Annotated in this window: 18 protein-coding genes; 8 read left to right on the top strand and 10 right to left on the bottom strand. The window is 71.5% G+C overall.

The genetic code is table 11. From position 1 onward, the window contains the following. Positions 1-40: 40 nt before the first annotated feature. From AC5Y4S_RS11635 to AC5Y4S_RS11645, 3 genes are all read right to left on the bottom strand, one after another. A complete protein-coding gene (locus AC5Y4S_RS11635) occupies positions 41-1,153 on the bottom strand; it encodes a PPE family protein (protein WP_500032793.1) in 1,113 nt (370 codons plus the stop codon). A gap of 94 nt (positions 1,154-1,247) precedes the next feature. Continuing rightward, positions 1,248-2,894 carry a PPE domain-containing protein gene (locus AC5Y4S_RS11640; RefSeq protein ID WP_500032798.1) on the bottom strand — a complete coding sequence of 549 codons (1,647 nt, stop codon included), beginning with the start codon at positions 2,892-2,894 and terminating at the stop codon, positions 1,248-1,250. A gap of 9 nt (positions 2,895-2,903) precedes the next feature. Further along, a complete protein-coding gene (locus AC5Y4S_RS11645; protein ID WP_500032801.1) occupies positions 2,904-4,451 on the bottom strand; it encodes a PE domain-containing protein in 1,548 nt (515 codons plus the stop codon). Positions 4,452-4,814: 363 nt separating this feature from the next. Between AC5Y4S_RS11645 and AC5Y4S_RS11650 the strand changes: the two genes are divergently transcribed. From AC5Y4S_RS11650 to AC5Y4S_RS11660, 3 genes are all read left to right on the top strand, one after another. Then, on the top strand, positions 4,815-8,045 hold the full coding sequence (locus tag AC5Y4S_RS11650; RefSeq protein WP_500032804.1) for a LuxR C-terminal-related transcriptional regulator: 3,231 nt from the start codon (positions 4,815-4,817) through the stop codon (positions 8,043-8,045). Between the two features lie 131 nt (positions 8,046-8,176). Then, the gene (locus AC5Y4S_RS11655) at positions 8,177-10,933 is read left to right on the top strand and encodes a PE family protein (protein ID WP_500032807.1); all 2,757 of its coding nucleotides are present in this window, start codon (positions 8,177-8,179) and stop codon (positions 10,931-10,933) included. A gap of 310 nt (positions 10,934-11,243) precedes the next feature. Then, a complete protein-coding gene (locus AC5Y4S_RS11660) occupies positions 11,244-14,003 on the top strand; it encodes a PE family protein (RefSeq protein ID WP_500032809.1) in 2,760 nt (919 codons plus the stop codon). Positions 14,004-14,089: 86 nt separating this feature from the next. On the opposite strand, the gene AC5Y4S_RS11665 is transcribed toward AC5Y4S_RS11660, so the two are convergent. Further along, positions 14,090-14,602, bottom strand: a complete 513-nt coding sequence (locus AC5Y4S_RS11665; protein WP_068100973.1) for a DoxX family protein — start codon at positions 14,600-14,602, stop codon at positions 14,090-14,092. Positions 14,603-14,666: 64 nt separating this feature from the next. Between AC5Y4S_RS11665 and AC5Y4S_RS11670 the strand changes: the two genes are divergently transcribed. The 3 genes from AC5Y4S_RS11670 to AC5Y4S_RS11680 all read left to right on the top strand — a co-directional run bounded on the left by AC5Y4S_RS11670 (position 14,667) and on the right by AC5Y4S_RS11680 (position 17,549). Continuing rightward, the gene (locus tag AC5Y4S_RS11670) at positions 14,667-15,266 is read left to right on the top strand and encodes an NADPH-dependent F420 reductase (RefSeq protein ID WP_500033298.1); all 600 of its coding nucleotides are present in this window, start codon (positions 14,667-14,669) and stop codon (positions 15,264-15,266) included. Between the two features lie 85 nt (positions 15,267-15,351). Next, positions 15,352-16,938 carry a pyruvate, phosphate dikinase gene (locus AC5Y4S_RS11675; protein WP_500033299.1) on the top strand — a complete coding sequence of 529 codons (1,587 nt, stop codon included), beginning with the start codon at positions 15,352-15,354 and terminating at the stop codon, positions 16,936-16,938. Continuing rightward, on the top strand, positions 16,935-17,549 hold the full coding sequence (locus AC5Y4S_RS11680) for a winged helix DNA-binding protein (protein ID WP_500032814.1): 615 nt from the start codon (positions 16,935-16,937) through the stop codon (positions 17,547-17,549). The genes AC5Y4S_RS11675 and AC5Y4S_RS11680 overlap by 4 nt, the downstream gene beginning before the upstream one ends. A gap of 3 nt (positions 17,550-17,552) precedes the next feature. Here AC5Y4S_RS11680 and AC5Y4S_RS11685 read toward each other — a convergent pair whose 3' ends face one another. The 3 genes from AC5Y4S_RS11685 to AC5Y4S_RS11695 form a co-directional block, all read right to left on the bottom strand. After that, positions 17,553-18,794, bottom strand: coding sequence for a WS/DGAT domain-containing protein (locus tag AC5Y4S_RS11685; RefSeq protein ID WP_500032816.1), 1,242 nt, complete (start codon positions 18,792-18,794; stop codon positions 17,553-17,555). Positions 18,795-18,798: 4 nt separating this feature from the next. Then, complete coding sequence (locus AC5Y4S_RS11690) at positions 18,799-19,704, bottom strand: alpha/beta fold hydrolase (protein ID WP_500032819.1); 906 nt, start codon at positions 19,702-19,704, stop codon at positions 18,799-18,801. 136 nt (positions 19,705-19,840) lie between these two features. Next, positions 19,841-20,323: a VOC family protein gene (locus AC5Y4S_RS11695; RefSeq protein ID WP_500032821.1), complete on the bottom strand. Its 483-nt coding sequence runs from the start codon at positions 20,321-20,323 to the stop codon at positions 19,841-19,843. A 135-nt stretch (positions 20,324-20,458) separates the two neighbouring features. Between AC5Y4S_RS11695 and AC5Y4S_RS11700 the strand changes: the two genes are divergently transcribed. Next, positions 20,459-21,328 carry an alpha/beta fold hydrolase gene (locus tag AC5Y4S_RS11700; RefSeq protein ID WP_500032822.1) on the top strand — a complete coding sequence of 290 codons (870 nt, stop codon included), beginning with the start codon at positions 20,459-20,461 and terminating at the stop codon, positions 21,326-21,328. Here AC5Y4S_RS11700 and gnd read toward each other — a convergent pair. After that, positions 21,325-22,347 carry a phosphogluconate dehydrogenase (NAD(+)-dependent, decarboxylating) gene (gnd, locus tag AC5Y4S_RS11705; RefSeq protein WP_068100897.1) on the bottom strand — a complete coding sequence of 341 codons (1,023 nt, stop codon included), beginning with the start codon at positions 22,345-22,347 and terminating at the stop codon, positions 21,325-21,327. The two genes, AC5Y4S_RS11700 and gnd, sit on opposite strands and share 4 nt — an antisense overlap. Positions 22,348-22,360: 13 nt before the next feature. Continuing rightward, complete coding sequence (locus tag AC5Y4S_RS11710; RefSeq protein ID WP_500032825.1) at positions 22,361-23,770, bottom strand: glucose-6-phosphate dehydrogenase; 1,410 nt, start codon at positions 23,768-23,770, stop codon at positions 22,361-22,363. 120 nt (positions 23,771-23,890) lie between these two features. On the opposite strand from AC5Y4S_RS11710, the gene AC5Y4S_RS11715 reads away from it, so the two are divergent. After that, a complete protein-coding gene (locus AC5Y4S_RS11715) occupies positions 23,891-24,724 on the top strand; it encodes an adenylate/guanylate cyclase domain-containing protein (RefSeq protein ID WP_500032827.1) in 834 nt (277 codons plus the stop codon). On the opposite strand, the gene AC5Y4S_RS11720 is transcribed toward AC5Y4S_RS11715, so the two are convergent. Next, on the bottom strand, positions 24,676-24,885 hold the full coding sequence (locus tag AC5Y4S_RS11720; RefSeq protein WP_068189922.1) for a hypothetical protein: 210 nt from the start codon (positions 24,883-24,885) through the stop codon (positions 24,676-24,678). The two genes, AC5Y4S_RS11715 and AC5Y4S_RS11720, sit on opposite strands and share 49 nt — an antisense overlap. Positions 24,886-24,892: the final 7 nt, after the last annotated feature.

The raw sequence follows: 24,892 nt of genomic DNA on the forward strand, positions 1-24,892 counted from the left end.
CGCACGGCGGATCTCAACAGCCCGACCGCTCACCCCCGCCCTATCCGACCCCGACGCGCGGCACCACGCTGGGCCGCGACTGCACCACATGCGGACTGGCCCCGCCGCGGCCCAACATCCCGCCTGCCGCGCCGCCGCCCATGCCGCCCATCGGCATCGGCATCATTGGCATGCCGCCCGCCGCAGAACCGACACCCCCAGCGCCACCGGGGATTTCGCCGCCCAGCCCCGACATGGCCGCGGTGACCATCCGCGCCGGCATCGACCCCTGCCACGTCGGAGGCACCGACATCGACCCCACCAGCCGCGCCTTGCCCATACCCGCCCCCATCGCAGAACCCGCGCCCCCACCGCCGAGCGGCGTGGTCGCCGGAGCGGTGCTCCCGACGAACTTCGGGGCGTCGGCCCCCACCGTCGCGGCGTTGGCCAATCCCGCCGTGCCGGCGTTCGCCCCCTGCGCGAGCGACATGATCGGCGACATCAGCATGCTGACGGGCAAGGTCGCGACCTGGGCCAGCGACGACAATGACGACAGCGGCGCCCCGGACACCAGTGATTGCAGCGCGGCCACCAGGGCCGAGAGGGGATCGGCCGCCCCGCCGCCCTGCGCCGCCATTCCGGCCAAGTCAACCGGCGGCGCCGCGAACGGCGTCAACGACGACGCCACCGACATCGCCCCGGCGTGGTAGCCGGCCATCGCGGCGACGTCCTGGGCCCACATCTCCATGTAGTGGAACTCCGTGGCCGCGATCGCCGGGAAGTTCTGGCCCAGGAAGTTCGTCGCCACCAACGTCATCAGCTGCGCGCTGTTCGCCGCGACGGCGACCGGATGCACGGTGGCCGTCTGCGCCGCCTCGAACGCCGTCGCCGCGGCCCGGGCCTGCGCCGCGGCGCCCTCCGCCTGCACCGCCGACCCGGCCAACCACGACACGTAGGGCGCGGCCGAACCCGCCATCGCCTGCGACGCCGGGCCCGTCCACGGGCCGCCGACAAGCGCCGAGACCACGGTGGCGAACGACGACGCCGACGACCGCAAGTCTGCGGCCAGCCCATCCCAGGCCGTCGCCGCCACGAACAGCGGGCCCGCGCCCGCGCCGGCATACATTCGCGCCGAATTGATCTCCGGCGGCAACAACGAAAACTCCCACATCACGGTCCCAACTATGCGAAGCGGTGAACGCAACTACGTCGGTCAAAACTCGTAGATCCGCGCAGTGCGGGGTCGTAGATCGTCATCCGGGCATTCCTTAGTGGAAGAACCCGGCCTGTGAGAACGCCTTGTTGAAGAACCCCGAGCTGAAGTTGCCCGGATTCCCGATGCCCGAGGAGAGCAGGCCCGCCAGCCCGATGCCGGTGACGTCGGCGCCGGCGTTGCCGATGCCCACGGCGAAGACGCCCGAGTTGTTGATGCCCGCGTCGACGCCGCCGCCGGTGTTGTGGAAGCCTGAGTTGAAGCCCGCGCCGGTGTTCATGAAGCCGGAGTTGTCGAAACCCCCGTTGAAGAACCCTGAACTCCCCGCGCCGGTGTTACCGAACCCGGAGCTGACGATTCCCGGTGGGGTGATCGCGCTGAAGAAGCCGGTGTTGAGGTCGCCAGTGTTGAAGGCGCCCGTGTTGGTGTTCCCTGAGTTCGCCCATCCTGTGTTCAACATCCCGTTGTTGAAATCGCCGGTGTTGTCGCCGCCCGTGTTGAAGCTGCCCGTGTTGTCGCCGCCGGAATTTCCGAATCCGAAGTTGGAGCTGCCCGCGTTCCCGGCGCCGAAGTTGAAGGACGCAGCGTTGCCGAAGCCGAAGTTGACTTCGCCGGCGTTCCCGAAGCCCGTGTTTGTGATGCCCGAGTTCCAGAACCCGGTGTTGGTGTCGCCCGCGTTTCCGAATCCGAAGTTCCCGGTCCCGGAGTTGAGGAAGCCGACGTTTCCGGTGCCGGAGTTGAAGAAGCCGACGTTTCCCGTCCCGGAGTTGCCGAAGCCGAGGTTGCCGCTGCCGGAATTAAGCGCGCCGAAGCCGATCTGGTTGTCGCCGGTCAGCCCGAAGCCGATGTCGTTGCTGCCGGTGTTTCCGAAGCCGAAGTCATGGCTGCCCGTATTTCCGAAGCCGATGTCATTGCTGCCGCGGTTCCCCGAGCCCATGTTGGAGTTGCCCCGATTACCGGAGCCGACGTTTCCGGTGCCGAGGTTTCCGCTGCCGAAGTTTCCGGAGCCGAAGTTCCCGCTACCGACATTTCCGGAGCCGAAGTTTCCGCTGCCCGCGTTTCCGCTGCCGAGGTTTCCCATGCCCACGTTGCCGTTGCCGGCGTTGCCGGCGCCCACGTTGGCGTTCCCGGCGTTTCCGGCGCCGAGGTTGAGGTTGCCGATGTTGCCCAGGCCCAGGTTGATGTTCGGCAGCGCGGCCTGAGCCAGCTGGGCGGCCACCGCCGTCGCCCCGCCGTGATAGCCCACCATCGCCGACACGTCCGCGGCCCACATCGCCTCGTACTGCGCCTCGGCCGCAGCGATCGCCGGAGCATTGAGCCCCAACACATTTGAACGCACCAATGACACCAATTCGCTACGGTTGGCCGCCACCGCCGCCGGATGCACCGACGCCGACACCACCGCCTCAAACGCCGACGCCGCCGCCCGAGCCTGACCCGCCGCCCCCGACGCCCGCGCCGCCGCCGCGCTCAACCACCCCACATACGGCCCCGCCGCCTGCGTCATCGCCACCGCCGCCGGACCCTGCCACCCCCCACCCGCCAACCCCGACGTCACCGACCCGAAAGACGAAGCCGCAGAACCCAACTCGCCCGCCAAACCCTCCCACGCCGCCGCCGCATCCAACATCGGACCCGGCCCCGCACCGCTCAAGTACAAATGCGCCGAATTAATCTCCGGCGGCAACACCAAAAAACTCATCACACGTCCTTAGTTGAAGAAGCCCGACTGCGCGTCACGCTTGTTGAAAAAGCCGGAATCGTCGTTGCCCGAGTTACCGATGCCCGAGTTGAAGACGTTCGAGTTGCCGATGCCGATGTTGTCGAAGCCGGTGTTTCCAATCCCCGCAAGGAAACTGCCCGAGTTGCCGATTCCGACGTTGTTGCCGTTGCCCGAGTTTCGGAAGCCCGACTCGAAGGCCAGGCCGGCGTTTTGGAAGCCGGACGTATCGCCGCCCGCGTTGAAGAAGCCGGAGCTGTCCAGGCCGCTGTTGCCGAAGCCCGAGTTCTTCACCCCGGCCGGCGTGATGTCGCTGCCGAAGCCGGTGTTCAGGTTGCCCGAGTCGAAGCCGCCGGTGTTGCTCGCGCCCGAATTTCCCCACCCGGTGTTGAAGTTGCCGGCGTTGCCGTCACCGGTGTTGAGGGAGCCGGCGTTGCCGCTGCCCGTGTTCTGGAAGCCGGAGTTCCCCATCCCGAAGTTCTGGGAGCCGCCGTTGAACATACCCATGTTGTTCGAGCCGCCGTTGACCGCACCGAAGTTGCTGAATCCGCTGTTCAGGAAGCCGGTGTCGCCCTGACCGGAGTTGGTGAACCCGGTGCTGAAGCTGCCCGAGTTCTCGAATCCGAAGCTGTGGTTGCCGGAGTTGAAAATGCCGACGTTTCCCGTCCCGGAGTTGAAGAAGCCGATGTTCCCGGTGCCCGAATTGCCGAAGCCGATGTTGCCGCTGCCGGAATTCAGTGCGCCGAAACCGATCTGGTTATCGCCCGTCAGCCCGAAGCCGATGTCGTTGTTGCCCGTGTTGCCGAAACCGATGTTGTGGTTGCCGGTGTTCGCGGCGCCGACGTTGTTGCTGCCGCGGTTCCCGAAGCCCATGTTCGCGTCGCCGCGGTTCCCGCTGCCCATGTTGCCGCTGCCCAGGTTGCCGTTGCCGACGTTGGTGTTGCCGAGGTTTCCGGCTCCGACGTTGCCGATGCCGTTGTTTCCGAAGCCGGTGTTGTTGTTGCCGGCGTTCCCGCTGCCCAGGTTTTGGCTGCCACGGTTGCCGTCGCCGACGTTGCCGATGCCGTTGTTTCCGTTGCCGACGTTGCCGCTGCCGATGTTGCCGCTGCCCAGGTTCTGGTTGCCGCTGTTGCCGCTGCCCACGTTCCCGTTGCCGTTGTTGCCCCCGCCCACATTGCCGGCGCCGACGTTGCCGATGCCCAAGTTGGCCAGGACGTCCTGCGCCGCGGCCTGCGTGGGCGCCCCGATCATGGACGCGTTGGCGGCCTCGGCTTCCGCGTAGAGCGCCCCGCCGGCGCTCATGGCCCGAACGAACTGCTGATGAAAGCTCGCCGCCCGGGCGCTCAGCGCCTGATACAGCTCGGCGTGCCCGGAAAACAGGGCGGCGATCGCGGCCGAGACTTCGTCGGCACCGGCCGCCGCCACCGCGGAGGTCGGAGCCGCCGCCGCCGCGTTTGCCGCGCTCAACGCCGAGCGGATGCCCTCCAGATCCGCCGATGCGGCCGCCAGCATCTCCGGGGCCGCTACCACGTACGACATTGCCGTCCCTCCCGATCGCTCGCCGTCGGGCGAGGGGTGAAAACGCAGCGAATTGCGAACCCGGCCCCCGACGTGTGTTGGAAACGAGTCAAATATGCGGGGGATTGCGTCGAACTAACGTCGGTCGTATCGCGTAGATACAGAGCATGAGGGGTCGTAAATGCAGCGAGGCTCGGGGTCGTAGGACCGCCCGCGGCAAAGCGGCAGACCGTGTCCGCGGGCCCGCCGTGGCTTCCTCCGCCGCCCCGATGACCTCAATGAATTTGCGTTGGAATTGGACCCTGGGTGGGTGGCATGAGCGAAACTGATGTGCGCGGGGGCATACGGTCATGGAACAGGAGTGACCCTGGCTTCAGAGAGTTCATGCCCACGGGAACGGTGACCCTTCTGGTCGCCGATTTCGAGGGCTCCGAGCGACTTTGGGAGTCGCGGCCGGAGCAAATGACGGCCGCGCTCGTGCGGCTGGACCGCGCCGCCTCCGAGGTCGTCCCCGCTCACGACGGCGTGCTGGCGATCGAGCCGGGCGTCGGCGACATCTTCATGGCCGCCTTCGCGCACGCGACCGACGCGGTGGCGTGTGCTGTGGAGTTGCAGCGCGCGCCGCTGGCGCCGATCCGGCTGCGAATCGGCGTGCACACCGGTGAGGTTCAGCTGGACGACGCCGGCGACTACGTCGGCTCGACCCCCGAACGGGCGGCACTCCTGCGCGACCTGGCGCACGGCGGCCAGATCCTGCTCTCGGGCATCACCCGCGACCTGGTCGTCGACCAATTGCCGGCCGACGCCTGGCTGACCGATCTCGGCACCCATCAACTCGGCGACCTTCCGCGCCCCGAACGGGTGGCGCAGCTGTGCCACTCCGACCTGGATGTCGAGTTCCCGCCGCTGCGCACCACAGGCAGCGTCGTCCCGCACGGCCTCCCGGTGCAACTGACCCGGTTCGTGGGTCGCGTCACCCTGACCAACGACGTCGTCAAGGCGCTGTACGAGAACCGGCTGGTGACCCTGGCCGGCGCCGGCGGCGTCGGCAAGACCCGGCTGGCGGTCCAGGTGGCCGCGCAGGCGGCGGCCGAATTCGACGGCAACGTGTGGTTCGTCGACCTGACGCCGGTCACCGACCCCGACGTGGTGCCGGTCGCGGCGCTTCGGGCGCTGGGCCTGCCCGACCAGCCGGGCCGTTCGGCGACGGACACCCTGGTGCGGTTCCTCGGCGATCGCCGGGTGTTGCTCGTCCTGGACAATTGCGAGCACCTGATCGACGAGTGCGCCGACCTGACCGTCGCGCTGCTGGGGGCCTGCCCGCAGTTGACGATCCTGACCACCAGCCGCGAGCCGATCGGGGTGTCCGGCGAGGTGACCTGGCGGGTGCCGTCGCTGTCGCTCGCCGACGAAGCGATCGAACTGTTCGTCGACCGTGCGCGCCTGGCCCGGCCCGACTTCGACATCGCCGTCGACGACACCGCCGCGGTGCGCGAGATCTGCGAGCGCCTGGACGGCCTGCCTTTGGGGATCGAGCTGGCGGCGGCGCGGGTGCGGATGATGTCGCTGACCGAGATCCTCGACGGGCTGCGTAACCGGTTCCGGCTGGTCACCGGCGTCCGCCCCGGGACGCGGCGCAAACGGACGTTGGGTGAATCGGTCGACTGGTCCCACGAGCTGCTGAGCGAGCCGGAGCGCGTGCTGTTCCGCCGCCTGGCGGTCTTCCGGGCCGGATTCGACCTCGACGCCGCGCGGGTCATCGGCGACGGCGACCCGGCGCAGCAACTCCAGATCTTCGACCGGCTAGCCCAGCTGGTGGACAAGTCCCTCGTGGTGGCGGAAAACGCCGGCGACAGGACCCGCTTCCGGCTGCTCGACACGGTGCGCCACTACGCGATGGCCAAGCTGATCGAATCCGGTGAGGCCGACGAGGTGCACACGCGGCACCGCGATTACTACGCCGCACTGGCGGCCCTGCTGGACAGCCCCGCGGACCCCGACCATCAGCGCCGCATCGAACAGGTCGAGATCGAGATCGACAACCTGCGGGCCGCGTTCGCGTGGAGCCGCCAAACCGGGGACATCGAGCGGGCGCTGGAGCTGACGTCGTCGCTGCAGCCGCTGTGGCAGACCCGCGGCCGCATCCAGGAGGGGCTGGCGTGGTTCGACGCCACCCTGCCCGAGGACAACGCCGGGATCTCGGCCGTGGTGCGCGGGCGCGCCCTCGCCGACAAGGCGGCCCTGGACGCGTCGCGCAGCATCGGCGACAACCTCGAGCAGGCACAACAGGCCGTGGCGATCGCACGCCAGATCGATGACCCCGCGCTGCTGGCCCGCGCCCTCACCGCCTGCGGGGCTATCGCTTCCTACAGCGCCGACGCGGCCCGCCCCTACCTGGCCGAGGCCATCGGCATCGCCCGCACACTGGATGACCAATGGCGGCTGATCCAGATCCTCACCTGGCAGGCGAACGGCGCGTTCTACGCCGGCGATCCGGTCGCCGCGGAGACGACCTCCCGCGAAGGCTGCGAGCTCGCCGCCTCGATCGGCGACCGGTTCCATGCGCGTTCGTGCCACTGGACCCTGGGCTTGGCGCACATGATGAAGGGCGAGTTGGTCAAGGCCGTCGAGCAGTTCGGCGAGGTGACCGCCGATGCCGACGCGGCGCACGATGTCCTGTTCCGGTGGGGCGCGCGGCTGAGCCTCAGCCTGGTGCTCTCCTTCCAGGGCGAGGTGGAGGCGGCCGCGGCGGCGGCCCGCGCGTCGCTGGAAGCCGCGTCGGATTTGTGGCCGTACAACGAGGGATTCAGCTATGCCGTGTTGGCCACCGCGGCGCTGGCCGCCGGCGACGTCGCGGCGGCGACCGCGGCCACCGAGGCGGCGCAGCAGCGGGTGGCCGTCGAGGGCGAGCTGGGTGCGGCGATCGCCAACCCGATCGTCGAGGTCGCGCTGGCGCGCGGCGATCTGATCGAGGCCGGACGCTGGGCGGACCACCAGGTCGCGTCGTCGGCGGGCTGGCACCTGGCCCGGGCGCTGACCCGGCGCGCGCGCGTCGCGATCGCCAAGGGCGAGCCGGATCAGGCGGAGCGCGACGCCCACAAGGCGCTCGGCTGCGCTGCGGAGTACGGGGCGCACCTCGCCGTCCCCGACATCCTCGAATGCCTCGGTCGGCTGGCCGCCGACGGCCAGAGCCATCGCGACGCGGCGCGGCTGCTGGGTGCCGCGGACACGATTCGGCGGCAGATCGGCGCGGTGCGGTTCCGGATCTACGACGCGGATCACGCGCGCACGGTCGCGGCGCTGCGCGACACCATGGGCGGGCAAGACTTCGACGCCGCGTGGGCCGAGGGCGCCCGGCTCTCGCTCGACGAGGCGGTCGCCTACGCGCGCCGCGGTCGCGGGGAGCGCAAGCGCCCGACGAGTGGCTGGGCGTCCCTGACCCCGACCGAACGTGACGTCGCGCGGCTGGTCGCCGACGGGCTCGCCAACAACGAGATCGCCGCCCGGCTGTTCATCTCCCGGCGGACGGTGCAAACCCACCTCACCCACGTCTACGCGAAGCTGGGCATCACCTCTCGCGTGCAACTCGCCCAGGAAGTGGCCGGCCGCGGCTGAGCGGTAAGCGCTGCGAACGCGCAAATCTACGACCCCCGGTCGCGCGAGATCTACGAGCTTTGACCGACGTTCGCCGCCCCGATGATTCGCATCGTTGAGTCGATTGCCTGGTGACGATCGGGAGGACAGCGATGTCGTTCGTGATAGTGGACCCCGGGCTGGTGGCGGCCGCGGCGGCGGATGTGGAGAACATCGGATCGGCGCTCAGCGCCGCCCACGCGGCGGCTGCCGGCCCGACCACGGCCGTGCTCGCCGCCGGCGCCGACGAGGTGTCGGCTGCGGTGGCGTCGCTGTTTGCCGGGCACGCGCAGGCGTATCAATCCCTCAGCGCCGAGGCGGCGCTGTTCCACCAGCAATTCGTGCAGACCATGAGCGCCAGCGGGGCGATGTTTGCCGCCGCCGAGGCAGCCAACGTCTCGCCGCTGCAGACCCTGCTCGACGGGATCAACGGGCCCATCCAGGCGGCGACCGGGCGCCCGCTGATCGGCAACGGTGCCAACGGCGCCTCGGGGACCGGCGCGGCGGGCGGGAACGGCGGATGGTTGATCGGCAACGGCGGCGCCGGCGGATCCGGCAACGCGGGCGTCAACGGTGGAAACGGCGGCGCCGGCGGGGCCGCCGGGCTGATCGGCAACGGCGGGGCGGGCGGGGCGGGTTTAACCACCTTCGCCGGCCCCGGCGGGGCCGGCGGCCATGGTGGGGCCGCCGGGCTGTTCGGTTCCGGCGGGGTCGGGGGGGCCGGCGGGAACTCGCAAACGGTCGCGGGGGCCGGCGGCGCCGGCGGTAACGCCGGCCTGCTGTACGGCGCGGCCGGGACCGGCGGCGCCGGAGGGTTCGCTGACAGCGTCACCGCGCCCGGCGGAGCCGGTGGCGCGGGCGGGACGGGCGGACTGTTCTCCAGCGGTGGGGCCGGCGGGGTCGGCGGGACCAGCTTGGGTAGCGGGACCGGTGGCGCCGGTGGGGCAGGCGGCGCGGGCGGGATGTTCGGCCCCGGCGGGGCCGGCGGGGCCGGCGGATTCAGCGGGGGCGGGACCGGCGGGCTCGGTGGGGCCGGCGGCGCCGGCGGGACGTTCGGCGCCGGCGGTCACGGCGGCAGCGGCGGACACGGCTCGGTCGCCGGCGGGGCCGGCGGGGCCGGCGGCGACGCCGGCATGCTGAGCCTCGGAGCGGCCGGCGGCGCCGGTGGCGCGGGCGGCGAAAGCATCACCCCGGCGACCGGGAGCGGCGGGGCCGGCGGGGCGGGCGGCAACGGTGGCATCTTGTTCGGCGACGGCGGGACAGGCGGTACCGGCGGGTTTGGCCCCACGGCCGGCGGGCGCGGCGGCGCGGGCGGCGCTGCCGGCCTGTTCACTGGCTCCGGCGGCGCGGGCGGCGCCGGCGGCGAAGGCGCATCCACCCTGGGCGGCGCCGGCGGCGCCGGCGGCAGGTCCGGGTTGATCGGCAACGGCGGCAACGGCGGTAGCGGAGGTTCCTCCGGGGGCGGCGTCGGCGGCACTGGCGGGCCCGGCGGCAACGGCATGCTGATCGGCGACGGCGGTAACGGCGGCAACCTCGGCCTCGGTGCGGCACTGGGCAAGACCGGCGCCGGCGGCATCGGCGGTCAGCTGCTGGGTCTGGACGGCTTCAACGCTCCCGCCAGCACCGACCCCCTGCACATCGCGCAGCAACAGGCGCTCAACGCGATCAACGCGCCCGTCGAGGCGGCGACCGGGCGTCCGCTGATCGGCAATGGCGCCAACGGGGCTGCGGGAACGGGGGCCGCCGGCGGGGACGGCGGGTGGTTGTTCGGCAACGGCGGCAGCGGCGGGGCCGGCTCGGTCGGCGCCACCGGGGGCGCCGGCGGGCACGGCGGGGCCGGCGGAGGACTGTTCGGCGCCGGCGGCGCCGGCGGCGGGGGCGGCGCCGCGACGACCGGCAATGGCGGAACGGGCGGGGCCGGCGGCAACGGCGGGCTGCTTGGTGCCGGCGGAACCGGCGGGGCCGGCGGCAGGGCGCCGACCACCGGCACTGGAGGGGCCGGCGGGGCCGGCGGCAATGCCGGCATGCTCGGGGGCGCCGCCGGGGGCGGCGGCGCCGGAGCCGTCGCCTTTACACCCGGCGTGGGCGGCACCGGAACGGGCGGGGCCGGCGGGGCCGGCGGCAACGGCGGGCTGTTCTCCAGCGGCGGGGTTGGTGGGAACGGCGGGTTTGGCCTCACCAGCGGGGCCGGTGGGGCCGGCGGCAACGGCGGGCTGATGTCCAGCGGCGGGGACGGCGGGGCTGGCGGTTTCAGCAGCCTCAACGGAACCAGCGGCGCCGGCGGGGCGGGCGGAAACGGCGGGCTGTTCGGCGGCGGCGGCAACGGCGGCACCGGCGGATTCAGCCAAACCACCGCGGGCGCCGGCGGGCGCGGCGGCAACGCCGGCATCCTGAGCCTGGGCGCCGCGGGTGGGGCCGGCGGCGCCGGCGGGAGCAACGAAGGCACCGGCACCGGCGGAGTGGGCGGAGCCGGCGGCAACGGCGGCATGCTCTTCGGCGACGGCGGGGCCGGCGGCGTCGGCGGCGGCGGCGGGTTCAGCGGCGGGGCCGGCGGGGCGGGCGGCAACGGCGGCATGCTCTTCGGCGACGGCGGGGCCGGCGGCGCCGGCAGCGCGGGCGCCCCCGCGTTCACCAGCGGTGGCAACGGCGGCGCCGGCGGCAAGTCCGGGCTGATCGGCGACGGCGGTGACGGCGGCGCTGGGGGCTCCGGTTCCCAAACCGGCCCCGGCGGCGCCGGCGGGAATGGCGGGGGCGCGGTGTTGATCGGCGACGGCGGCAACGGCGGGACTGGTACGCCGCCCGGGACGCCCGGCACCGGCGGCAACGGCGGGTTGCTGCTCGGCCAGAACGGCAAAGTCGAATTGGCATGACCCGGCTGCCCCTTGATTGCTGGGGCACAGCCGCTGACCGCACGACCGACTGCTTGTGCGGGCGTAATCGAAATTCAAGCCAATCCGCGCTGCGGCCGGCGATTCGGCGCGCACCTACCTGCCAATCACCAGTAAGCCTGCGCACCGCCAGCGGGCAAAACTACGACCCCCCGACCCGCGCTATCTACGAGCTATGACTGACGTTTCGTCGGCGTCCCGCCCGCATCCTGGACTCGATTCCAGATGAATTTCGGGCTGGGGTAGCAAGGCACATCCCCCCGAACACGTGATGACGATCGGGAGGAAAGCAATGTCGTTCGTGATGGTGGACCCCGGGCTGGTGGCGGCCGCGGCGGCGGATGTCGAGAACATCGGGTCGGCGCTCAGCGCCGCCCACGCGGCGGCGGCGGGCCCGACGACCGCGGTGCTGGCCGCCGGCGCCGATGAGGTGTCGGCGGCGTTGGCCGCGCTGTTTTCCGGCCACGCCCAGGCGTTTCAGGCGCTCAGCGCCGAGGCGGCGCTGTTCCATCAGCAATTCACGCAGACGATGAGCACCAGCGGCGCGATGTTCGCGGCCGCCGAAGCCGCGAACGTGTCACCGCTGCAGACCGTGCTCGATGGGATCAACGCGCCCATCCAGGCCGCGACCGGGCGCCCCCTGATCGGTAACGGCGCCAACGGTGCCGCGGGGACCGGACAAAACGGCGGAGACGGCGGGTGGCTGATCGGCAACGGCGGCGCCGGCGGATCCGGCACCAACGGCGCTAACGGCGGAAACGGCGGCAACGGCGGGGCAGCCGGGCTGGTCGGCAACGGCGGCGCCGGTGGCGCCGGCGGAGCCGCCCTGGTAGGCCCGGGTGGAGTCGGCGGCCACGGCGGGGCCGCGGGCCTGTTCGGCTCCGGCGGCGTCGGCGGGGCTGGCGGGAATTCGGAGGCGGCCGGCGGGACAGGCGGGGCCGGCGGCAACGCGGGCCTGCTCGCCGGCGCGGCCGGGACCGGCGGCGCAGGCGGCCACGCCGACAGCATCACCCAAGCGGGCGGCGCCGGCGGCGCGGGCGGGGCCGGCGGGCTGTTCTCCAGCGGCGGCGCCGGCGGGGTCGGCGGAACAACCATTGACGGGACCGGCGGCGCCGGTGGGGCCGGCGGCGCTGGCGGGGTATTCGGCAGCGGCGGGGCCGGCGGGGCCGGCGGATCCAGCGACGGCCAGACCGGCGGGCTCGGTGGGGCCGGCGGCGCCGGCGGGCTATTCGGCGGCGGCGGAAACGGCGGCAGCGGCGGGCACGGCGGAGCCAGCGGCGGGGCGGGCGGGACCGGCGGCAACGCCGGTGCGCTGAGCATGGCTGCCGGCGGCGCGGGCGGCACCGGCGGCGAAAGCATCACCGCGGCGACCGGCAACGGCGGGGCCGGCGGAGCCGGCGGCAACGCCGGCCTGCTATTCGGCGAAGGTGGGGCCGGCGGCGACGGCGGGTTCGGCCCGACGAACGGCGGGAAGGGCGGGGCCGGCGGCACCGCCGGCCTGCTCACCGGCTCTGGCGGCGCCGGCGGCGCCGGCGGGGACGGTGGAACCGCCCTGGGCGGCGCCGGCGGCACGGGCGGCAGGTCCGGGCTCATCGGGAACGGCGGTAATGGCGGGAGCGGAGGAGCCGGCGAGGCCGCCGCCGGCAGCACGGGCGGCGCGGGCGGGGCGGGCGGCAGCGGCATGCTGATCGGCGACGGCGGCAACGGCGGTAACGGCGGGCTCGGCGCGACACGGGGCACGACCGGTGCGGGCGGCATCGCCGGTCAGCTGCTGGGCTTGGACGGATTCAACGCTCCCGCCAGCACCAACCCGCTGCACACCATTCAGCAGCAGGCGCTCAACGCGGTCAACGCGCCCACCGAGGCACTGACCGGGCGCCCGCTGATCGGCAACGGCGCCAACGGCGCTGCGGGCACGGGCACCGCCGGCGGGGACGGCGGGCTCCTGTTCGGCAACGGCGGGATCGGCGGCTCCGGCGCGGCCGGCGCGACCGGCGCTGCCGGTGGCCACGGCGGGGCCGGCGGCGGGCTGTTCGGCTCCGGCGGTGCCGGCGGCACCGGCGGCGCCTCGGCGACCGGCAACGGCGGCGCCGGCGGGGCCGGCGGCAACGGCGGGCTGTTCGGCTCCGGCGGAACCGGCGGAGCCGGCGGAAGGGCACCCAACGGCGCCACCGGCGGAGCCGGCGGGGCGGGCGGCAACGCCGGCACCCTCGCAGGCGCCGCCGGGGACGGCGGCGACGGCGGGGTCGCCTTTACACCCGGGGTGGGCGGCGCAAGCACCGGCGGCGCCGGCGGAGCCGGCGGCAACGGGGGGATATTCGCCAATGGCGGGGTCGGCGGCAACGGCGGGTTCGGCCTGACCAGCGGCGCGGGCGGGGCCGGCGGAGCGGGCGGCATGCTCTCAGGCGACGGCGGGGCCGGCGGGGCAGGCGGGTTCAGCAGCCTCAACGGCAGCAGCGGGGCCGGCGGGAACGGCGGCAACGGCGGGCTGTTTGGTGCCGGCGGCGACGGCGGCACCGGCGGAAACAGCCAAACCACCGCCGGGGCGGGCGGGCACGGCGGCAACGCCGGCCTGCTCAGCATGGGCGCGGCCGGCGGGGCTGGCGGCACCGGAGGCAGCAATGACGGCACCGGCACCGGCGGGGCGGGCGGCGCCGGTGGCAACGGTGGCATGTTCTTCGGCGACGGCGGCGCCGGCGGCACCGGCGGCGGCGGCGGGTTCAGCGGCGGGTCCGGCGGTGCCGGCGGCAACGCCGGCCTGCTGGACGGCGACGGCGGCGACGGCGGCTCCGGCGGAGCTGGGGCCCCGGTGTTCAGCGATCCCGGTGGCGCAGGTGGGGCCGGCGGCACTGCAGGGCTGTTCGGCGACGGCGGCGACGGCGGGGCCGGAGGCAGTGTCGGCGGCAACGGCGGAAAGGGCGGCAACGCCGTCGTCGTCGGCGACGGCGGAAACGGCGGCAACGGCGGAATCGGCACGCCGCCCGGCACGCCGGGCACCGGCGGAAACGCGGGGCTGCTGCTGGGCCAGAACGGGAAGAACGGGACGCCCTAGCCGGACGACGCTGCACGGGCGTAACGCCACTGCGACAAATCGGGCCGATCCTCGCAGTGGCGTTACGGTCGCGGCGCCGGAGGCGGCTACCCCGCCTGCTTGACCGGCGGCCGGTAGAAGATCAGTAACTGCCCGACGGCGCCGGCCAGGCCGAGCCCCGCCGAGATCACCAGGCCGGGCCAGCCGGGGAACCACAGCTTGTCGCCGAAAATCAGGTAGTCCAGGCTGAGCTTCCCGGGACCCAGCGTGGCCACCGCGACAGCGCTGACCGCCAGCACCAGGTTGTACTCCCAGCCCTCCTTGACGATGAAGAAGCCGTTGGCCCGGTGCACGGTCCACGCCGCGACCAGCATCAGCGAGACGAACCCCGCGGCCGGAATGGGCGTGAGCAGCCCGGCCGCCAGGCCCAGCCCGGCGGACACCTCGGTAATGGCGGCCACGGTGGCGTGGAACTTGCCCGGCTTCATGCCGATGCTCTCGAACCACCGAGCGGTTCCCGGAATCCGGCCGCCGCCGAAAAACTTGTTGAAGCCGTGCGCGGCGAGCGTCAGTCCCAGCACCAGCCGCAGGAGCAGTAACCCGACGTCATACACATTCATAGGTGCAAACCTAGCGGGTAGCGGTCCAATATCCGGAGAGGAGCCCGCCATCAAGATCGCGATCATTGGTGCCGGCAATGTGGGAAAAGCATTGGGCACCGCGTGGGCCAATCGGGGCCACCAGGTCATGTTCGGTGTCCGAAACCCGGACGACCCGAAATATGCGTCGCTGGATTCCGTCGAGACCAACGAATTCGCCAGCGCGGCGGCCGATGTCGTGGTGCTGTGCACGCCGTGGCAGAGCACGCAGGCGGCGCTGCAGGGCTGCGGCGACCTGTCGGGCAAAGTCCTCATCGATTGCACCAACCCGCTGACACCGGACGTCGCGGCGCTCGAGGTCGGGTTCGACAACTCCGGCGCCGAAGAAGTCGCGAAGTGGGCGACCGGCGCCCGGGTCTGCAAGGCGATGAACCAGATCGGCGCGCCGATGATGGACGCCCCCCGACTGCCGGGCCGACCGGTCATGTTCGTCTGCGGTGACGATGAGGACGCCAAGGCGGTGACCGCCCGGCTGGTCGGCGAACTCGGCTTCGAGACCGTCGACGTCGGCGACCTGACACTGGCACGCCTGCTCGAGCCTTACGGGCTGCTGTGGATCCACCTGGCGCTGCGCCGCGGGTTTGGCACCAACTTCGGCTTCGGGTTGCTGCGCGGGCAGTCCTGACATACTCGTCGAGGCCCGCCGGGACGGTCCCGGCAAAGCGCGCCGCACGACGAGGGGGTGCACCACGACCCGAAGCGAGGAGGGCATCCCGGACGACGCGGCCGTCGTCGCGCTCAACGGCGACGCGCGTCTCCCGAGGGAGCTGCTCGGCAACAAGGGCCACGGCATCGACGCGATGCGCCGGCACAACCTGCCGGTACCGCCCGCGTTCTGCCTCACGACCACAGTGGGCCGCAACTGCCTCGCGGACCCCACCGCGACGTTGGACGCGATCTGGGACGACGTGCTCGAGCGGATGCGCTGGCTGGAAGCGCAGACGTCGCGCACCTTCGGGCGGGGCCCGCGGCCGCTGTTGGTCAGCGTCCGCTCGGGGGCCACACACTCCATGCCCGGCATGATGGACACGATCCTCGACTTGGGCGTGAACGACGCCGTCGAAGACGCGCTCGCGGCCGAAGGCGGCCCGCAGTTCGCCCGGGACACCCGGCGGCGCTTCACGCACATGTATCAGCGCATCGTGGGCAGGCCGGCGCCAGCCGACCCCTACGCGCAGCTGCGCGCCGGCATCGAGGCAGTGTTCGCCTCCTGGGATTCGCCCCGCGCGGTCGCCTACCGCGCCCACTACGGTTTCGACGATCGGGGCGGCACCGCCGTCGTCGTGCAGGCGATGGTGTTCGGCAACCGCGGCCCCAACTCCGGTGCGGGAGCGTTCTTTTCGCGCAACCCGATAACGGGCACCGACGAGCCCTTCGGCGAGTGGCTTCCCGGGGGGCAGGGCGACGACGTGGTGTCGGGACTGGTCGACGCGGGACCAATCACGGCCCTGCGCGACGATCAACCGGCCGTCTACCACGAGCTGACGGACGCCGCCCGCCGCCTGGAGCGGCTCGCGGCCGACGTCCAGGAGATCGAGTTCACCGTCGACGGCGGCAAGTTGTGGCTGCTGCAGACGCGGGCGGCCGAGCGCTCGGCGCAGGCCGCCGTGCGGCTGGCCCTCCAGCTGCGCCACGAGGGGCTCATCGACGACACCGAGGCGCTGCGCCGGGTGACGCCGGCGCATGTCAAGGCTTTGCTGCAGCCCTCATTGCAGCCCGAAACACGTTTGGCTGCACCACTTTTGGCCGCCGGGCTGCCGGCGTGCCCGGGTGTGGCGTCCGGCACCGCGTACACCGACGTCGACGAGGCGCTCGACGCGGTCGACCGGGGCGAACCGGTCATACTGGTGCGCGATCACACCCGACCCGAAGACGTCCTGGGCATGCTGGCCGCCCAAGGAATCGTCACCGAGGTCGGCGGCGCCGCCAGCCACGCCGCGGTCGTCAGCCGCGAACTCGGCCGGGTGGCCGTGGTGGGCTGCGGCCGCGGCGCCGCGGCCGCCCTGGCCGGCCGCCAGATCACCGTCGACGGCTCCGAAGGCGAAGTGCGCGAGGGCAATCTGAGCCTGTCGGCGTGGTCGGAGAACGACACGCCGGAACTGCGCGAGCTGGCCGACATCGCGCGGCGCATCAGCCCGCTGCGCGCGCACGCCGCCGGCGATCACCCGAGGCTCGATGACACCTCCGACGCCGCGGTGCGCGCCGCCATCGACGAAGGGCGCACCGACGTGGTTTCAGCCAACCCGCTGATCGTCATGTTGACCGCGCTGCGGTTGACGGCGGGGGTCGCCGAGTGACCGAATTGGTTGTGCTCCAAGCGGTCCGGCTGAAGGGGCGGGTGCGTCCGGCCGACCTGGCCGCGACCCTGGGCCGCGATCCCGGGGACATCGCCGCCATCGTGGAGCGGCTGACCGCGTCGGGGCTACTGGTCGACGGCGCGGCGTTGCGGATCAGCCCCAGCGGCCGCGCCCGGTTGCAGGCGTTGCTCGACGAGGAGCGCGCGGGCGTGGACCCGGCCGCGATGGCCGCCGCGTACGACGAATTCCGGCCGGTCAACAGCGATTTCAAGTCACTGGTCACCGACTGGCAGCTCAAGGGCGGCCCGAACGGCGCCCCCAACGCCCACAACGACACCGAATACGACGCCGCGGTGCTGGCGCGCCTCGACGGCGTGCACGCGCGGGTGCTGCCGATCATCGAGGCGGCCGCGGCACAGTTGCCGCGGTTGACCGCCTACTCGGCGAAACTGTGCGCGGCGCTGGACAAGGTGAAGGCCGGCGATACCGCCTGGCTGGCCAGACCGCTCATCGATTCCTACCACACCGTGTGGTTCGAGCTGCACGAGGAACTGATCGGCGCCATGGGCATGACCCGTAGAGAGGCAGCCAAATCGGATGACGCGCAATAGCTCTCACAGCACGGCATCCAACATCCGGACATACTCGTCGATATCGGGGATGGCGGACTCGGCGGCGTGCACGCTGATCGCCACGGTGTCGCCGATGCCGTGCACGCCATGAGTCAGGCCCATCGCCGGCGACAGCGCTGGGTACCCGGCCGTCAGCACCACCGGGGCGCCGCCGAAGCTCAGGTCGGCGGCCCCGCGGTTGACGCTGGACACCACGGTGTTCCCGGACACCTGGGTCGGGCGGACGTCGGCGTCGAACTGCACTACGCCCCAACGCAGTAGCGCTGCGGGCACCGCGGCGAACGCCCGATCCGCCGCGCGAGTCGCCGGATGTTCGAAACGGCGCCGGCCATTAGCCAGATCCTCAGCGATCCGCTTCACGCGGGCATCGATACCCAGCTTCGGGTAGAGCCCGACGACCACGTTGCCGAAGTGGTTATGCGCCTGTACCACAGCCGGTTTGGCCATCGGCACCTCGGCGCCCAGCGAATCCGTCCCCTCGCCGAGCAGCGTGGACAGCGCGGTGGACACCGCGGCCAGCGCCCCGACGGTGACCGTGGGGCCGCGCAATTGCGAGCGACGCCGGACCAGCGTGCGCACCGATCGCGCGGCGCCTGGACGGGCGTTGGTGGCCTGCAGCGGACGGGGCCCGAGCGCCGGCGCCAGCAACCCGGCCCGGGTGTCGCGAATCAGCCGCCGGTGGGCGCGCGCCGCATCGACGGCCCGCCAGGGCAAAAACCCCGCCGACGGCCGGGCCACCTCCGGCACCGGCACGTCGCGGCCGAAAAGCCAGGCCGCCATCGCCGCCGCGCGCGCCCCATCGGCCAGCGCGTGCGCGATCTGCAGGACCGCGACGGTGCCCGCTCCGCGGACCCCCGGAACGCCCCGCACCGGGGTGAACAGGTGCAGCCGCCACGGCATCCGGCGCGCGTCCAGCTGGTCCGCCGCAAGGCCGGCCACGGACGTCAGGCATTCCCTCCAATCCTGGACGGTCGGGTCGTGACGGACCACCGATTCCGGATCGACCACCGCCGGCACCCACCGCGGATAGGCCAGCCGCCCGCGCTCCCGGATCCGAACCATCAGGCCGGGGCACGCGCGCGCCCGCCGGCACACCCGCTCTACCGCGCCCCTGAGATCCTCGGGTTCGCCGTCGAACGCGTACAGCAGGAACTCGTCGTTGGGAACCTTGGCCGACATCCAGTAGAACTGCGCATCGACGGCCGCCATCCGCCGCGCCTCCATGGCCCTAGCCGGGCGAGCCGATGAACGTGCGCACCAGGTTGGCGACCTTGTCCGGCTGTTCGAGCTGCAGGAAATGCCCCGCGTGGTCCACGATGGCGGCCTCGCTGCCCGCGGGCAGCGCCTTTTCCGTCCACCGGGTGAAAGCCGATGTCATGCAACCGTCGTCGCGGCCATGCAGGTACAGACACGGCAGCAGCGGCGCCTCGGTCCACAGCCGGTTCAGCTCGGCGTACTTCTCCGGCGGCCGCGGCGCGCGGATGGTGGCACGGTACGGTCCCAGCGCCGCCCGCCAGCTCTCCGGCGTGCCGATCGCGGCGTCGACGTGGCGCAAGTCCTCGTCGGCGTGGTAGCCCGGCGACCACCGCCGCCACAGCAGCGGCAGCACCCACGACGCGGAACGCTCGGGCAGCCAAGGCAATTGGAAGTAGAGGATGTACCAGCTGCGCAGCAGCTGCGGCGGTAGGTGTCCGATGAGCCGCGCCCGCTCGGCCACGCCGCCTCGGCGACGGAAGCCTGCGCTGACGGGCACCGACATGATGACCGCCTTGGCGAACGGGCTGTCGGGCATCGCGGCGAGGCCGGTCGCGGCCATGGCCCCCCAGTCGTGGCCGATCACGACATCGTGCTCGGTGCCGCCCGCAGCCGAGCGCACCCGCAGGGCGTCGTCCATCAGCGCACCGACGTGAAAATCGCCGTCGGTCGGGATCGCCGAGGGCGCGTACCCGCGCATGAACGGCGCGACGACCCGCCACCCCGACTCGACGAGTCGCGGAGCGAGCTTGCGCCACCCGTACGCGGTGTCGGGGAAGCCGTGCAGGCACAACGCGATCGGGGCGTCCGGCGGCCCCCAGGTCAGCGCCTTCAGGTCCCCGGCCGGGCCGGGCACGTCGATCCAGCCCGGCTCACCCATCGCCGGCATCCTCGGCCATGTTCACTCCTGTTCGGCGCGTCCGCACCGACCAACCTAACGCCTGCGCGCCCTGGACGCACCGACCCCCCGCCGAGATCAACCAGATCCACGCCGCGGCAATGTCTTTCGATCCCGCCTACCGGGTGAGCTCCCCCGCGACCGCGCGTTCGAGGTCGGCGATGATGATCTTGCGCATGCCGTACATCGCCGCGGTGGCCGCCGCCGCGCGCGTCCGATCCGGGTCGCCGATCAACTCGTAGAGCCGGTCGGGGATGACCTGCCAGCTCAGGCCGAAGCGGTCCTTGCACCAGCCGCACTGCGATTCCTCGCCGCCGTCGGTCAACCGCTCCCAGTAGTAGTCCACCTCGTCCTGGTCCTTGCAGTGGATCGTGAAGGACACCGCCTCGCTGAAGTGAAAGTGCGGGCCGCCGTTGATGCCGATGAACCGGTTGCCGTCCAGCACGAAACTGCCCGACAGGACCGTTCCCGGCTCCCCGGGGCCGGCCTCCGTCGTCCGGTTGAAGCCCTCGATCCGCGAGTTGGGGAACACCGAGGTGTAGAACTCCGCCGCCTCTTCCAGGTTGTTGTCGAACCACAGCGAGGGCGTAATCGATGGCATGGCCGTTCTCCTTGTATTCGTCGTAGGTGTGTCCCCTGGATAGACCGCGGCGACGACGAGAACTCATCGGGGGCCAACGCCGCACTCAATAGATTGCCTAGGTAACGTCGAGGGGCGATCTACGAGAGGACGCCCATGAGCGCCGTGAGCAGCAGTTTCCAGACGGTCGAGTTTTCCGGCCACCAGGGGATCACCCTGGTCGCCGACGAATGGAACCGCGGCGCGGCGGCACCGGCCGACCGGCCCACGATTCTGATGTTGCACGGCGGCGGCCAGAACCGGTTTTCCTGGAAGAACACCGGCCAGATCCTGGCCGACGACGGGTTTCACGTGGTGGCGCTGGACTCTCGGGGTCACGGTGACAGCGACCGCGCACCGGACGCCGACTACGACGTCGAGACGGTGACCGCGGACGTGATGCACGTGCTGGACGCCATCGGCCGGCCGGTGGCGATCATCGGCGCCAGCATGGGCGGGCTCACCGGCATTTTGGCCGCCGATCGCGCCGGCCCCGACCGGGTGACGCAACTGGTGCTCGTCGACGTGGTGCCCCGATTCGAGAAGGGCGGCAGCGCCCGCATCCGCGACTTCATGTGCAGCGGCCTGCACGGGTTCGACTCGCTGGAGCAGGCCGCCGACGCCGTCGCCGCCTACCTGCCCTACCGGGAGAAGCCGCGCAGCCCCGAGGGACTGAAGAAGAACCTCCGCCTGCGCGACGGACGCTGGTACTGGCACTGGGATCCCGCGTTCATGACCAAGCCGGGGGACGACCCCGAACTGCGCACCGAGAAATTCGAGCACGCCGCGACCAACCTGACGATCCCCGTCCTGTTGATCCGCGGAAAGCTGTCCGACGTCGTCAGCCCCGAGGGCGTCCAGCATTTCCTCACCCAGGTACCCCGCGCCGAGTTCGTCGAACTGTCGAACGCGGGGCACACCGCGGCCGGCGACGACAACGACGCCTTCAGCGAAGCCGTCGTCGCCTTCGTCGAGCGGGCGAGCTAGTTCGCCGGTTTCTCCGCGTGGCCGCCGAACTGCTTGCGCATCGCCGACAACGCCTTGTTGGCGAAGTCGTCGAGTTGACGGCTGGCGAAGCGGGACTGCAGCGCGGTTGTCAGCACCGGTGACGGCACGCCCTCGTCGATCGCGGCGATGGCGGTCCAGCGGCCCTCGCCGGAGTCGGAGACGCGCCCGGAGAACTCCTTCAGCTCCGGCGATTCGTGCAACGCGATCGCGGTCAGGTCCAGCAGCCAGGAGCCGATGACGCTGCCGCGGCGCCACACCTCGGCGACGTCCGGGATGTCGAAGTCGTATTGGTAGAACTCGGGATTGGACAGCGGCGCCGTTTCGGCGTCACCTTGCTGGATCTGCTTGCCGATGTCGGCATTGCGCAAGATGTTCAGGCCCTCGGCGAGCGACGCCATCATCCCGTACTCGATGCCGTTGTGCACCATCTTCACGAAGTGCCCCGCCCCCGACGGGCCGCAGTGCAGGTAGCCCTTCTCCGCTTGCGCGATCTCGCCGTCGCGGCCGGGCGTCCGCGGCGCCGCATCCACGCCGGGTGCGACGGTGGCGAAGATCGGCTCGGCCTGCGCGAACGCGTCGTCGTCGCCACCGATCATCAGGCAGTAGCCCCGGTCGCGGCCCCACACGCCGCCGCTGGTGCCGCAGTCAAGCAAGTGAATACCGTTCTCGGACAAGGTTTTCGAGTGGCGGATGTCGTCGCGGTAGTAGGAGTTGCCGCCGTCGATCACGATGTCCCCGGGATCGAGCGTCTTCGCCAGTTCGTCGATCACCCCCGTGGTGATGGTCCCGGCCGGCACCATCACCCAGACCACGCGGGGCTTGGCCATCTTCTCGGCCAGCTCCGCCAGCGAGGACACCCCGGTGGTGTTGTCCTCGCCGGCCATCGCCTGCACCGCCTCGGGGCTGTGGTCGTACACCACGCATTCGTGGCCGCCCTTGGCCACGCGCCGAACGATATTCGCGCCCATGCGGCCCAGGCCGATCATCCCTAGCTGCATTTGTCCCGTCTCCTTAAGTTGTCGCCGTCGTGCGGTGGGGTAGCCACGGTTCCTGCCAGCTGTGGTGACCGTGCAGCAGCGACTGCGCCGCCTCGGGTCCCCAGGAGCCGGGGTCGTATTGGTGGATGCGGCCCGGCTTGTCCAGCACGGGCTGCACGATGCGCCACGTCTCTTCGATGGCGTCCTCGCGGGCGAAGAGCTGGCGGTCGCCGGTGAACGCGGCGTAGAGGAGCCGTTCGTAGGGCCGCACCGCTTCACCGAGATCCTCCGCGAACGACGAGTCGAGGTGGACGTCGTGCCAGGAGTTTCCGGCTTGCGCGGACAGCTGCAGGCGCATCCCCGGGTCGGGGTCGATTCGCAGCACGATCTGGTTGGGCTCGGGAGGCCGGCGGTTGGGCAGGAAGGAGAACCCGGGGACGTGGTGCAGGAACATCCGAACCTCGGTGACCTTCTCCGGCAACGCCTTGCCGGCGCGCAGGAAGATCGGCACCCCGGCCCAGCGCCAATTGTCGATCTCGGTCCGCAGCGCGATGTAGGTCTCGGTTTGCGAATCCTTCGCCACCCCGGCGACGTCGGTATAGCCGCGGTACTGCCCGCGCACGCAGCGTTCCGGATCCAGCGCCGGCATCGCCCGGAACACCTCGGCCTTCTTGTCGTTCAGGTCGTCATCGCTGGGCCCGACCGGCGGTTCCATCGCGACCAGCGCGAGCACCTGCAGCAGGTGGTTTTGCACGACGTCGCGCAAGGTGCCGACGGCGTCGTAGAACTTTCCGCGGTCCTCGATCCCGAAGTCCTCGGCCATGGTGATGTGGATTTCGGAGATGCTGTCGCGGTCCCACACCTTGGCCAGGCCGTTGTTCGCGAAGCGCAGGTACTGCAGTTCCTCGACCGGCTGTTTGCCCAAAAAGTGGTCCACGCGCAGGATTTGGTCCTCGTCGAGCACCGCGCGCAGCCGGGCGTTCAGGTCGCGCGCGGACGCCAGGTCGTGGCCGAACGGCTTCTCGACCGCGACGCGCGCGCACTCCAACAGGTCGGCCTTCGCGAGATTTTCGACGATCGGCGCGAACAGGGACGGCGGCATTTCCAGGTAGTACAGCGGACGGCAACCCTTGTCGATCCGCTTGGCGAGCTGCTCGTAGAGCCCGGGATCGGTGACGTCGCCGTGTAGATAGGACCACCGGGCCGCGAACCGGTCGAACACCGCATCGTCGAGCTTCTCGCCGGAGTCGCCGATCGCCTGGCGTGCCCGCTCGATCAGCTTCTCGAGGGGCATGTCGTCACTGGCCACACCGATGATCGGGGACTTCAACAGGCCGCGCGATTCGAGTCGGTACAACGCGCGGTACGTCATCTTGCGGGCCAAATCACCGGTGATGCCGAAGATCACCAGCAGGTTGGAGGAAGTGTCGCCGCCGTCGGCCAAGCCCGCACCTCCCGAAGTCACCTGATTGGCTCTTGAGAATCACTACCCGCGGCGGTCGAGGTCAACACTAGACATTGCCTGTGGGCCCGACAACCCGAGCGCCCGGCGGCCTTTGGCAGGATGCCAAGCGTGGGTGACATGCTGCATCTCACGGTCTACGTCCTCGCCGGGGTGGCCGTGATCGAGGCCGGCGCCATCGCCGTGGTTTCGGTGCTGCTGGTGCGCGGCCGCCGGGAGCTCGAGGAATTGCGAGCGCGGACCGACGCCCGCACTCAGCTGCTGTCGGGCGGTCGCGAGGCCGTCAAACGGGTGTGGAACGCCGCCAACGTGATGCGCAAGGAGGGCTTCGGCGCCGTCGTGCGCAGCTCGATCGAGGACCTCGCGGACTGGGCCGAGGTCGAGCGGCCCGACCTTGCCCGGGTCACCCCCGACGGCCGGGTGGTGATCCTGTTCTCCGACATCGAGGAGTCCACCGCGCTCAACGAGCGCATCGGCGACCGCGCCTGGGTCAAGCTGATCAGCGCGCACGACAAGCTCATTTCGGGACTCGTGCGGGAACGGTCCGGCCACGTGGTCAAGAGCCAGGGCGACGGCTACATGATCGCCTTCTCGCGCGCCGAGGAGGCGGTGCGGTGCGGCATCGATGTGCAGGAAGCGCTGCACAACAACGGAAAACGCAAGCGACACGAGGACATTCGGGTCCGGATCGGCATTCACATGGGCCGGTCCGTGCGCCGCGGCGACGACCTGTTCGGGCGCAACGTCGCGATGGCGGCCCGGGTCGCCGCCCAGGCCGCCGGGGGCCAGATCCTGGTGAGCGAACCGGTACGAGATGCCCTGCGCGACTGTGACGGGATCCGATTCGACGAGGGGCGCGAGGTGGAATTGAAGGGCTTTTCGGGCCGCTACCGGTTGTTCTCCGTCGAGCCCGAAGCCGATCCCGACTTGGATTGAAAGCTCGCCGCGTCGGATTCGGCCAGTCGCTGATGCAGCCGGGCGCGGATCTCGTCGGGCGTGTAGGCGCGTCGCTTGCGTTGGTCGCGGGCCACCAGCACTCCCCCGGCCACGACGCCGGCGACACCGGCGAGCCCGATCCACTTCCAAACCCTGCGCATAATTGAC

The organism is Mycobacterium sp. NGS64 (genome assembly GCF_059812245.1).

Excerpts from the sequence above, each read along its gene's own strand:
- AC5Y4S_RS11640 (WP_500032798.1), bottom strand. The coding sequence starts at position 2,894 with ATGAGTTTTTTGGTGTTGCCGCCGGAGATTAATTCGGCGCATTTGTAC.
- AC5Y4S_RS11645 (WP_500032801.1), bottom strand. The coding sequence starts at position 4,451 with ATGTCGTACGTGGTAGCGGCCCCGGAGATGCTGGCGGCCGCATCGGCG.
- AC5Y4S_RS11650 (WP_500032804.1), top strand. The coding sequence starts at position 4,815 with ATGCCCACGGGAACGGTGACCCTTCTGGTCGCCGATTTCGAGGGCTCC.
- AC5Y4S_RS11655 (WP_500032807.1), top strand. The coding sequence starts at position 8,177 with ATGTCGTTCGTGATAGTGGACCCCGGGCTGGTGGCGGCCGCGGCGGCG.
- AC5Y4S_RS11660 (WP_500032809.1), top strand. The coding sequence starts at position 11,244 with ATGTCGTTCGTGATGGTGGACCCCGGGCTGGTGGCGGCCGCGGCGGCG.
- AC5Y4S_RS11665 (WP_068100973.1), bottom strand. The coding sequence starts at position 14,602 with ATGAATGTGTATGACGTCGGGTTACTGCTCCTGCGGCTGGTGCTGGGA.
- AC5Y4S_RS11685 (WP_500032816.1), bottom strand. The coding sequence starts at position 18,794 with ATGGAGGCGCGGCGGATGGCGGCCGTCGATGCGCAGTTCTACTGGATG.
- AC5Y4S_RS11690 (WP_500032819.1), bottom strand. The coding sequence starts at position 19,704 with ATGGGTGAGCCGGGCTGGATCGACGTGCCCGGCCCGGCCGGGGACCTG.
- AC5Y4S_RS11695 (WP_500032821.1), bottom strand. The coding sequence starts at position 20,323 with ATGCCATCGATTACGCCCTCGCTGTGGTTCGACAACAACCTGGAAGAG.
- AC5Y4S_RS11700 (WP_500032822.1), top strand. The coding sequence starts at position 20,459 with ATGAGCGCCGTGAGCAGCAGTTTCCAGACGGTCGAGTTTTCCGGCCAC.
- gnd (WP_068100897.1), bottom strand. The coding sequence starts at position 22,347 with ATGCAGCTAGGGATGATCGGCCTGGGCCGCATGGGCGCGAATATCGTT.
- AC5Y4S_RS11715 (WP_500032827.1), top strand. The coding sequence starts at position 23,891 with ATGCCAAGCGTGGGTGACATGCTGCATCTCACGGTCTACGTCCTCGCC.
- AC5Y4S_RS11720 (WP_068189922.1), bottom strand. The coding sequence starts at position 24,885 with ATGCGCAGGGTTTGGAAGTGGATCGGGCTCGCCGGTGTCGCCGGCGTC.